The organism is Micromonospora sp. DT44, from assembly GCF_049841635.1.
In the GTDB taxonomy this organism is placed as follows: Bacteria; Actinomycetota; Actinomycetes; order Mycobacteriales; family Micromonosporaceae; genus Micromonospora.
The window spans coordinates 1-10,393 of sequence record NZ_JBNCKS010000106.1 but is presented as its reverse complement, the minus strand read 5'-3'; the positions used below and the strand labels follow the sequence as shown (position 1 = coordinate 10,393).

At 69.5% G+C, this 10,393-nt stretch carries 10 protein-coding genes; 6 read left to right on the top strand and 4 right to left on the bottom strand.

Going from position 1 to position 10,393, the window contains the following annotated elements:
* Positions 1-196 precede the first annotated feature (196 nt).
* The 3 genes from ACLQ25_RS32065 to ACLQ25_RS32055 all read left to right on the top strand — a co-directional run bounded on the left by ACLQ25_RS32065 (position 197) and on the right by ACLQ25_RS32055 (position 2,983).
* Positions 197-652 carry a hypothetical protein gene (locus ACLQ25_RS32065; RefSeq protein ID WP_425734475.1) on the top strand — a complete coding sequence of 152 codons (456 nt, stop codon included), beginning with the start codon at positions 197-199 and terminating at the stop codon, positions 650-652.
* A gap of 148 nt (positions 653-800) precedes the next feature.
* Complete coding sequence (locus tag ACLQ25_RS32060) at positions 801-1,532, top strand: alpha/beta fold hydrolase (RefSeq protein ID WP_425734474.1); 732 nt, start codon at positions 801-803, stop codon at positions 1,530-1,532.
* 95 nt (positions 1,533-1,627) lie between these two features.
* On the top strand, positions 1,628-2,983 hold the full coding sequence (locus tag ACLQ25_RS32055; protein ID WP_425734473.1) for a carbohydrate-binding protein: 1,356 nt from the start codon (positions 1,628-1,630) through the stop codon (positions 2,981-2,983).
* A 43-nt stretch (positions 2,984-3,026) separates the two neighbouring features.
* On the opposite strand, the gene ACLQ25_RS32050 is transcribed toward ACLQ25_RS32055, so the two are convergent.
* The 3 genes from ACLQ25_RS32050 to ACLQ25_RS32040 all read right to left on the bottom strand — a co-directional run bounded on the left by ACLQ25_RS32050 (position 3,027) and on the right by ACLQ25_RS32040 (position 5,581).
* A complete protein-coding gene (locus ACLQ25_RS32050) occupies positions 3,027-3,734 on the bottom strand; it encodes a TMEM175 family protein (RefSeq protein WP_425734472.1) in 708 nt (235 codons plus the stop codon).
* A gap of 432 nt (positions 3,735-4,166) precedes the next feature.
* Positions 4,167-4,724, bottom strand: a complete 558-nt coding sequence (locus ACLQ25_RS32045; protein ID WP_425734471.1) for a GNAT family N-acetyltransferase — start codon at positions 4,722-4,724, stop codon at positions 4,167-4,169.
* A gap of 173 nt (positions 4,725-4,897) precedes the next feature.
* On the bottom strand, positions 4,898-5,581 hold the full coding sequence (locus ACLQ25_RS32040; protein WP_425734470.1) for a DUF2637 domain-containing protein: 684 nt from the start codon (positions 5,579-5,581) through the stop codon (positions 4,898-4,900).
* Positions 5,582-5,619: 38 nt separating this feature from the next.
* Between ACLQ25_RS32040 and ACLQ25_RS32035 the strand changes: the two genes are divergently transcribed.
* Together ACLQ25_RS32035 and ACLQ25_RS32030 are read left to right on the top strand one after the other, a co-directional pair.
* Positions 5,620-5,811: a hypothetical protein gene (locus ACLQ25_RS32035; RefSeq protein WP_425734469.1), complete on the top strand. Its 192-nt coding sequence runs from the start codon at positions 5,620-5,622 to the stop codon at positions 5,809-5,811.
* Between the two features lie 142 nt (positions 5,812-5,953).
* On the top strand, positions 5,954-7,219 hold the full coding sequence (locus ACLQ25_RS32030; protein ID WP_425734468.1) for a prolyl oligopeptidase family serine peptidase: 1,266 nt from the start codon (positions 5,954-5,956) through the stop codon (positions 7,217-7,219).
* Between the two features lie 15 nt (positions 7,220-7,234).
* Here the strand turns inward: ACLQ25_RS32030 and ACLQ25_RS32025 are convergent, their stop codons facing one another.
* On the bottom strand, positions 7,235-8,422 hold the full coding sequence (locus ACLQ25_RS32025; RefSeq protein ID WP_425734467.1) for an amidohydrolase family protein: 1,188 nt from the start codon (positions 8,420-8,422) through the stop codon (positions 7,235-7,237).
* 411 nt (positions 8,423-8,833) lie between these two features.
* Between ACLQ25_RS32025 and ACLQ25_RS32020 the strand changes: the two genes are divergently transcribed.
* Positions 8,834-10,258, top strand: coding sequence for an APC family permease (locus ACLQ25_RS32020; RefSeq protein ID WP_425734466.1), 1,425 nt, complete (start codon positions 8,834-8,836; stop codon positions 10,256-10,258).
* The last annotated feature ends 135 nt before the right edge of the window (positions 10,259-10,393 follow it).

The following is a 10,393-nucleotide window of genomic DNA, read 5'->3' as shown; positions in this document are numbered from 1 at the left end:
TTGCCTAGACAACGCCGATCATGGACGCCCTCGCGTCTACTTGCGGTCCCACATCCCTTGGAATCGATCATCTAGCGCACCTGCTGAGACGCCACCCGTGCGGGCGGCTGCCCCGGCATCCGCCCTTCGGGCCCGCCGCTGCGAATCGATCCCCGCAGGGACAGCGGCGAACGGGCGCCCCTGCCAGGATCGTGCCGTGGGCATCCTCTGCGACTACTTCCCGGCCGCCTCCGACGAAGCCGCCGCCGCTGTGATCGACGTCCTCGGCGGCCCGGGGGCCGTCACGGACCCTGCACTCGACGTGCTCGAGCTGAAGGGTCTCGACCCCTCCGTGCTGATCGGGATGCTGGAGGGGTTCCTGAGAGGCGTCGACTACGACTCGGTGACCGAGAACCCGAGGTGGAGTCACATCGTCGCCGGCCGCGACGACGGCAACCAACTAGTCGTCGCGTTGACCGACGAGGTGCAGGCGGCGCTGGCCACCTCGTCGGAGGCAGACCTGCGTCGGGTGGCGGTGCCGTGGTCGCAGGTCGAGGAGATCCGGGGGCAGTGTGAGCCTTCCGACCTGGCGGAGATCCTGATCGAGCTGGCCGCGCTGGCGCGGTCCGCGACAGCGCGCCGCGAACGCCTGTACTGCTGGGTCTCCGTCTGACACCGACGCCCTCGCCGGGCGGAGCGGACACCTCCACGCGCGGTCGAAGCCTCGGCGTTTGCGCCGTCCCCGCAGCCAGCTTGGGGAAGAGTGTCGGGTGCGGCAGCTCTGTGCGCCGACGATTCCGCGTATCGCGTAGGAGACTCCGATGACCGATGGACCCCAGGGCGATCCGGCCCGCAACGTCGTCCTGGTGCACGGCGCGTACGCCGACGGCTCGTCCTGGTCCGACGTCATCCCGCTCCTCCAACGGGCCGGCCTGACCGTGACCGCCGTGCAGAACCCGCTGACCTCCCTGTCCGACGACGTCGCCGCCACCCGCCGGGCCCTCGACCGCCAGGACGGTGCGACGGTGCTCGTCGGCCACTCCTGGGCCGGTACGGTCATCACGGAGGCCGGGGACCATCCGTCGGTCACCGCCCTGGTGTACGTGGCGGCCCGCGCGCCGGACGCCGGCGAGGACTTCACCGCGCTCGCCGCCAAATTTCCGACCCCGCCGGCGAACGCGGGCCTGGTGCACAACGACGGGTACGCGCAGCTCAGCGAGAGCGCCTTCCTCGAAGACTTCGCCGGCGGCGTCGACGCGGCCCGTGCGCGTGCCCTCTACGCCGTTCAGGGTCCGATCGCCGGCGACCTGTTCAAGGCCCGTACGACGACGGCGGCCTGGCGGGACAAACCCTGCTACTACTCCATCTCGCGCCAGGACCGGACGACCGCGCCCGAGCTGGAGCAGTTCCTGGCCGAGCGGATGAACGCGACGACGATCGAGGTCGACTCGTCGCACCTCGCCATGGTCACCCACCCGGAGGCGATAGCCGACCTCATCATCATGGCGACCCACGGCACCCGGAGCCCGACACCGAACAGCACCGCGCGGTGAGGTTCCACAGGTTATCTGTAAACAACCCTTGATATTAAACGTCACGAACGTCAATATGTGGAGGTCGCGGGTCGCCGAAGCCTGGGGAGTGAGCCATGAGAAGCCGTCGCATCGTCGCAGCGCTGGCCGGGGCGGCGATGTCCGTCACGGCCGCCGTCGCCTTCGTCCCCAGCAGCATGGCCGCTGTCTCCTCGGCCAACGCCGTCGCACTGGTCGCCTGCACGGCACCCGCCTGGGCCGAGGGCACCACCTACCAGGTGGGCACACAGGTCACCTACGGCGGTCGGCTCTACCAGGCTCTGGTCACCCACACCGCGTACGTCGGCGCCGGCTGGAACCCCGCTTCGACCCCGTCGCTCTGGCGTGACCTGGGGGCCTGCTCGGGAAGCACTCCCCCACCCACCACGCCACCGCCGACGACCGCGCCGCCCACCACGCCGCCACCGACCACCGCTCCCCCGACCACGGCTCCCCCCACCACGCCGCCGCCGACCGGCGGAACCTGCGCGGTGAAGTCCCGGCCGACGGGCAAGGTGTTGCAGGGCTACTGGGAGAACTGGGACGGCGCGTCGAACGGCGTACACCCCGGGCTCGGCTGGATCCCGATCACCGACAGCCGGCTCCAACAGCACGGCTACAACGTGATCAACGCGGCGTTCCCGGTGATCCGCGCGGACGGCACGGTCCTCTGGGAGAACGGCATGGACGCCGGCGTGAAGGTCGCGACCCCCGCCGAGATGTGCCAGGCCAAGGCGGCCGGCGCCACGATCCTGATGTCGATCGGCGGTGCCGCCGCGGGCATCGACCTGAGCTCCACCTCGGTCGCCGACCGGTTCATCGCGACGATCGTGCCGATCCTGACGAACTACCACTTCGACGGCGTCGACATCGACATCGAGACCGGCCTCACCGGCAGCGGCAACATCAACACCATGTCGACGTCGCAGGCCAACCTGATCCGGATCATCGACGGCGTGCTGGCCCGAATGCCGTCGAACTTCGGCCTGACCATGGCGCCGGAGACCGCGTACGTCACCGGCGGCAGCGTGGTCTACGGCTCGATCTGGGGCTCGTACCTGCCGATCATCAAGAAGTACGTCGACAACGGCCGGCTCTGGTGGCTCAACATGCAGTATTACAACGGCAGCATGTACGGCTGCTCCGGCGACTCGTACCCGGCTGGCACCGTGCAGGGCTTCACCGTGCAGACGCAGTGCCTGAACAACGGCCTCACCATCCAGGGAACCACCATCCGGGTGCCGTACGACAAGCAGGTCCCCGGTCTGCCCGCGCAGGTCGGGGCCGGCGGTGGCTACCTGTCGACGTCGTTGGTCACGCAGGCCTGGAACTCCGTGCCCGGCCTCAAGGGCCTGATGACCTGGTCGGCGAACTGGGACGGCTCGAAGGGCTGGACCTTCGGCGACAACGTGAAGCGTTTCCAGGGTCGCTGAGTTCCGCGCCGGCCCGCCCCCCAGGCCTACGACAGGACCGGGTTCAGGGCGGGCCGTCCGCGGTCTGGGCCCGGGTACGTCTGATGCTGTCGATCTCACCGTTGATCGGTAGCCAGTAGAAGGGAATGAACGCCGCGACCGCGATCAGGCCGGCGATCGGGTGAACGATGCACAGGGCTGTTCCGACGGCGATCCAGATGGGGGCTGCCCGGAAGCGCTTGCTGATCGCTCGGGCGGTGGCCTCGTCGGTGGTGGACGTCAACAGGCGGTGACCGCTCCTGGCGTACTCCCAGATGACGTTGAAGAGGATGGAGGCGGCCCCGTACACGATGCCGTAGAAGACAAGCGCGGTCCGGGTGCCGGGACCCTCCTCGAAGGCGCGGGCCAGCACCGACGAGACGAACGGCAGGAACGCGGTCACCATCAGCAACAGGGTGTTCAGCAGGAGCAGCAGGCGGTCGGCGGAGCGGATGTGATCGAACATGACGTGGTGGTTCACCCAGATCTGGCCGAGGAGCAGAAAGGTGACGCCGTAGGCCAGGTAGGACGGCCACAGGTCGAGCAACCCGCGCATGAGGTGTTCGGTGTCCCTGGGCGGCCGGATCTCCAGGACGAGAAGAGTGATGGCGATCGCCATGACGGCGTCGCTGAAGGCGACCACCCGGCTCGGGTCACGTTCCGCTCCGAACGGCCTTCGGGATCTGGTCAGCCCGTTCGAGGTGGCACCGCGGGAGGTCCGGATCCTACGCATCAGCCTCCCCCACCCGTACCCGACCGCCGCCGCAGCGCTGCCGGGAATCCCCGCCGCGCAAGGAGCTAAACCGGCACCCGCACCATCGGGTTGGCGCGGAGGCTCACCGTGCCTGCAACCTCGCGCGGACGGCTTCGGCATCCGGTGGTCCAGGGCAGTGAAGATGTCCAGTGCCCGCTGCCAGTCTGCTCGGGCGGAGGCGGGGTCGCCGAGCGCCAGGCGGGCGTCGCCCAGCCGGCTCAGCGTGTCCGAGGCTCGCCGCGGCGGCCACCGTGATGTCCGGGCCGGGGTGCAGGCCCACCAGCCGGAACAGCCCGGCGGCCGGCGCGTTGAGCGCGGTGTACGACCAGGAGAACACCGCCCGCACGGGCCGAATGCCGTCTATCGCCTCCACTCTTGCTACCGATTCGCTCACAGGTCGGCGGATCTCCGTCAGGTTCGATGTATCGGCTTGAAGGCAGTCACGATGGTGCAGCAGACCTGAGAGGCTCCCGGGGCGTTGACCTCGTTGATCTCGCCCGTGTGGAGGCCAGCCGCGCGGATTGCCGCTTGCCAGCCCACAGTGCTACACGCGAGCGTCGCGCGTTCCTCCGCCCGACCTCGGAGAAACGCGTCGTGCAGCCCACGACCGACGCCCCTGCCCTGCCATTTCTGGCGAACCTCAATCTCCGCCAGTACGACCGTACGATTCCCAGTCTCCAGGGTGAACCCGTCCGGCGGCTCTGGCTTCAGGCCCTTCCACCAGTCACGCTCAGGCCGCAAGCTGTAGCCGAAGACGAAGCCCACGATCCCTTCACCGGCACGCGCAACGACCAACTCATAGTTACGAGCCTCCAGCGCATCCGTGGCCCTGTCCCTGAAGGCCGATGACTTTATTCCACTATCCTCGCCCGGTACCTTTCCGTACGCGTCCGCGTAGGCGTCACAGAGAGCATCGAGAAACGCCGAAGCCTCGTCAGCCGCATGGTGCGTCAAGGCCAAGTTATCCACGCTACGCAGCATAGGAGCTTCCCCACGCCCGCCGCCATGCCGGGATGGTCCTTCCGCACGCACCCCGGACGATCCACAGGAGTTGGTGCCCCGGCGGGCACCTGCCTCGCCGCCACGAACGAACTTATTGCTACCCGGCCGCGTTGGGCCGTCTCTCGCTCTTTTCCGGGCCGTCAGTCGTCAACCGGAGCAGCATTGAACGACGCCGCGCCCTCCTGCTCTCGGAGGATCCTCAACAGCAGCGATGCTCGGGCGTTGGACACCCCGTGCCCGTCGTCGCGCATCGCGTCGGCCAGCCCATCGCGCGACAGCGACCGGCCTTCACGCGCCAGCACTGCACGGGCCGCCCGCGCCGCCGGGATGAGGTGAGCGACCTCCCGCATGTCGGCCAACGCGCTTGAGTCGGCCGTACCGGTCGGGGACAGTCCGTCCGTGACCGTCCGCCCGTCCGGTGTCGACCCGGACGACGGTCCCCGGTCCGGGACTGTCCCCCGGACCGCCCCACGGACGGACGGACGATCAGCGGACGACCGTTGATCGTCCCGGACCGTCCGCTGATCACCTTCGCCGTGGTCGATCATGCTGAACAGCAGCTTGACTGACACGAGCATGGACAACGCCGGCCACCCCGCCAACGCCCTGCCGATCGGGTCGTGACCGCCAACCGCGACGTTGGCCGCGAGACTTGCCACGGTGCCGACCACGAGCGCCACCCACGGAACCCAGCCCGTAGGGCGACCGGCCCGACGCTGCGCCACCAGATACAGACTTGCGACGATCTCCAACCCGTCCACGCTGACCGGGAACGCGTACGCCTTCCAACCGGTCTGACCGTGCTCGGTGGCGAGTTCGGTCATGCTTCCCCAACGACGTACAGGACCCGCGACTGACCTCGATGCAGTTCGTCGTCCGGGACCAGATCGTCTCCTACAGTCCGACCGAGAAGGACGGGTACTCCGAGCCGTGGGTGACCTTCTGCACCGATCCCGCGCAGCCGAACACCTGCCAGCGCTACCTGCACCGACTGGGTTTGATCTTCAACCCCGCCTGGGTCTACCCGTTCTCGGTGTTCCAGCGCCTGAGCTGACCGCCCGTCCGTGATCGATCAGGACGCCTTCCGGGACTCCCGGCCTCGGGCGTCCTGACCGCGTGACCGCACCGGTTGCCAGTGGATTTCCGCGCCGTTACGGTGGGGTGCCATCGACGTTTGTCTACAAACGGGGGGCCGTATGTCCACGCCTGTCACTCGCCGTACCGTGCTGGCCGGTGGGGCCGGTGCCGCTCTCGGTCTCACCCTGCCGGGCGCTGCCCAGGCCGACGACCGGCACCCCCAGGCCGGCGTGGGCTTCACCCTCGACGCGCGGACGCTCGACGGTGGTGAGCAGGTCACCTCGGTCACCCTCGACACCCGTCGGCTCGGCCCGATCGACCCGGCAGGGCTCACCGCCGACACGTTCACCGTGCACGCCACGGCCACCAGCCCGCTCCCGATCGCTCCCGGCGATCTGATCTTCAGCGAGTACGACCTGGACCGCACGGTGACCGCGGCCCGGCTCGACCGGCACGGAAACATCGTCCTGGAGCTGAGCCACGGCGAGGGTCAACCCGGCGGCGGCACCCTCGGCTACATCCTGAGCAAAGGCCGCAACGTCCGGCTGGATCTGGTCTACACCATCACGCAGAACACGCCGCTCGCGCGCCGCCACGGCTCCCCCCTCACCATCACGCGCTTCGTGCAGGGGCGACTGTCGAACCCCGAGGTGGACGCCTTCACCCACCACGTTTCGGGGTCGGGCCTCAAGTACCGGCTGTACTCCCCCCAGCGTCCGCGCCCGCACGGCCGACGGCCCCTGATCCTCTGGCTGCACGGCGCCGGCGAGGGCGCCTCCCTCCCCGACGGCTACTACGACAACGAGACCACGCTGCGCGCCAACCGCGGCGCGCTGGGTTTCGCCACCCCGGAGGCCCAACGGATCTTCTCCGGCGCGTACGTCGTGGCCCCGCAGAGCACCTCCTACTGGATGGAGGACGGGCCTCGGTTCGCGCCGCTGATCCGCGAGATCGTCCAGGATCTCGTCCGTCGCGAGCGCGTCGACCCCGACCGGATCTACGTGGTCGGTTGCAGCAACGGCGGCTACATGTCCCTGGAGATGACCGTCACGTACCCCGACCTGTTCGCCGCGTCGGTGCCGATCTGCGGCGTCGTCGAGCCGCTCGGCGGGGAGGGCCCGCCGCTGGTCACGGACGCGGAGCTGGCAGCGATCCGAACGCCGACCTGGCTGGTCACCTCGCTCGACGACGACACCGTGCCGCCGGAGACCAACACGATCCACGCGCACGACCTCATCCGAGGATCGCTGGTCACCCTGTACGACCACGTCGTCTGGAACGGCTACCAGTTCCCCGGTCACTGGTCCTGGATCTACGTGGCCCGCAACGACCCCAGCCACCACGGCACCCACATCTGGCAGTGGATGGCCCGCCGTCGTCGGTGATCTGCCCCGCGAAGGTCAGCCCACCTGAACACCCGCGCGGTACACGGCGAGCGGGTGGCGCAGCACCCCGATGTCGCTCGTCGGGTCACCGTCGACGATCAACAGGTCGGCCTCGAATCCGGGCCGGACACGGCCCTTACCGCCGCCCACGCCGCACACCTGCGCGCCGATCCCGGTGGCCGCGGCGAGGGCGGCGGTAGGAGGAATGCCGCAGGCCACGTACTCGACGAGTGTCTCCGGCAGGATCCCGTGCGGTTTCGCGGGGCCGAGGCCCGCGTCCGAACCGGCCACCAGGTGGACCCCGGCCCGGTAGAGGGTGGCGGCACCGGCACGTAGCGCGGCGGCGCTGAGCCCGGCCCGCTCCGCCATCGCCACCACCTCCGACGGCGTGACCACGGCCGGATCGGTGCCGAGCGTGGCGCAGACCGCTGGTCCGGACGCGGCCAGGCGGTCCGCGAGTTCGTCGGGGACGCGGGCCCCGGCCGCGGTCACGCAGGTGCAGTGCTCGATGCCGTCCACACCGACGCGCAGCGCCTGCTCGACCGCGCGTAGGGCGTGCGCGTGCGCGGTCACCGGCAGGTCCAGGTCGTGCGCCTGCGCGACGGCGGCGGCCATCTCCTGATCGGTGAACTGCAACCCGCTGGTGTCGGTGCCAGGGGTGAAGACCCCGCCGCTGGCCATGATCTTGATCAGGTCCGCGCCGGCCGCCGCCCGCAGCCGCACGGCCTCCCGCACACCGTCGACACCGCTCGCCTCGCCCCCCAGCGCCCAGCAGTGTCCGCCAACGCTGGTGATGGGCGTACCCGACGCCACCACCGTCGGCAGGTCGTCGCGTACTCCCCGAGCCCGCCATCGGAGCACCGCGTCGCGTCGGTCACCCAGGTCCCGTACCGTCGTGACGCCGGCCGCCAGGTGCGCGCGCAGTGACGCCTCGATGACCGGGTCGAGATCCGCCTCGGCGCGCTCGGCGAGTCGACCGAGCGCGTCCGGCCCGGCGTCGGCGCACAGGTGCACGTGTGCGTCGACCAGACCAGGCAACAGTGTGCCGTTTGGCGCCTCACGCACCGGCCAGCCCGCCGGCGCGTCGATCCGGCCCCGGTGCACGTCGGCGATGCGCCCGCCCTCGATGAGGACCAGCACCCCACCATCGGTGAGCCGCTCGCCGTCGAACATCCGGGCCGCCCGGACAGCCTGCTTCGTCATCGTCACCCCATCCGCACGACCGCGGCCATCACCCCCGCCGCGACGCCTCGTGTCCGCCGGCAAAACCACCGGCCGCGACCCGACCATCGCACCGGTGGCGGGGCTCAGCCTCCCTCGGCAGGGTGATCCTTCCTCCACCATCCGAGCCGGCCAAGGATGCACGGGCCTAGTTGTCCACACAGGACGCGAGGGGTGTCCTCCCGAATCACCGTCGCGCTTCCCGGGGCGCTCAAATTCTGCGACCCGCTGCTCCCAGTAACGAGGAGATCACCTGTAAGGTCATCGAGTCCCGTCCCTGACCTATCGCCTACAACCTGGGGAGGTTCAGTTATGGTCACGCCTTCGGTGACCCCCCTGACGGTGTCCGCCGAGCGGGGACTGGCACGCAAAACTCTGCGAACGAGTTCTCTGGTGACGTTCGGCGCGACCGCGTCGTCTCCCATGGCCGTCCTCGTCGGCGGTATCGTCGCCACCTATGCGGCGACCGGCAATACCGGTGTGGCCTCCAGTTTCCTGCTCCTGACGGTCGTGATGCTCCTGTGGGCACCGGGGTACATCGCCATCGCCCGTTACGTGCAGCCAAGTGGAATCTTCTACACCGCCCTCGCCGCCGGCCTGTCCCGGCTCGTCGGGGTCGCGGGCGCGCCGGTCGCGCTCCTGGCCTACAACACCATTCAGATATCGCTGTACGGACTACTCGGTTCGGTGATCAGCGGCCTGGTCGGTGGCCCGTGGTGGGTCGGCGCGCTCCTCGCGTGGGCCATCGTCGCGGCGTTCGGTCTGCAACGTACCGGCGTCAGCACCGCCATGTTCGGCACCATCCTGATCGTCGAGATCACGTTGCTGCTGGTGTTCGTGCTGGTCGGTCTGGCCCACCCGGCGGGTGGTCAACTGACCTTCGCAGCGTTGAACCCGACGCAGCTGTTCGACACCGGGGTGGTGGCCGGGCTCGCGGTCCTTCCCCTCGGCTTCGCCGCGTTCTTCGGCACCGAGACCATCGCCGCGTACGGTGCGGAGGCGCGCACCCCACGGGCGGTGTCGCGCAGCATCATCTACGTGATCCTGGGCCTGGGCCTGCTCTACGCGCTGTGCGCGTGGGCGATGGTGGCAACGGTGGGCGCCGATCGGGTCGTCGACCTGGCCCGCGACCCGGCGGCGCCGCTGCCGTTCGAGGTCTTCTCGGGCTCCCGCGCCGGTAGCGCCGGCGTGCTGCTGGTGGCGCTGGGTGGCCTGCTGCTCGTCAGCAGCGTCCTCGCGGCGATGATCAGCTTCCACAACAGCGTGGCGAGATACCTGTTCGCGCTCGGCAAGGACCGGCTGTTGCCCGCTCGCCTGGCGGCCATCCGCGAGGGTGGGTCGGGCGCGCCACTGGGCGGCTCGATCACCCAGTCGATCACCGCTCTGATCGTCATCCTGCTGTTCGTGGTGAGCGGCGCCGAGGCGTTGACCATGTTCACCTGGCTGAGCAACATCGCCGCGGTCAGTCTGATGCTCCTGATGACGGTGAGTTCACTCGCCACCGTCCGCTATTTCGCCCGGGGCGGCGGACGCAGCGAGTCGCTGTGGGCGCGGGCGATCGCTCCCACGCTCGGCGGTATCGCGATCGCGGTGATCCTGCTGGTCACGCTGGTCAACATCAGCGCCGCGCTCGGCACGCCACCCGGTTCGCACACCGCCTGGCTGGTGCCCGGAACGGTCGGCGTCTTCGTCCTCATCGGCGTGCTGTGGGCGGTCAGCGTTCGGGCCCGCCGGCCGGACCTGCTCAGCGGCATCGGGGAACGGGAGACCAACCCGACGCGCCAGGTCGACGAGGATCTGGGTCACCTCACGCTCTGAGCGCGTCCACAGATCGAAGCAGGCGGCGCCGCGGAAGCGGCGCCGCCTGCTTCATGCTCTAGATGATCGATTCCAAGGGATGTGGGACCGCAAGTAGACGCGAGGGCGTCCATGATCGGCGTTGCCTAGGCAACG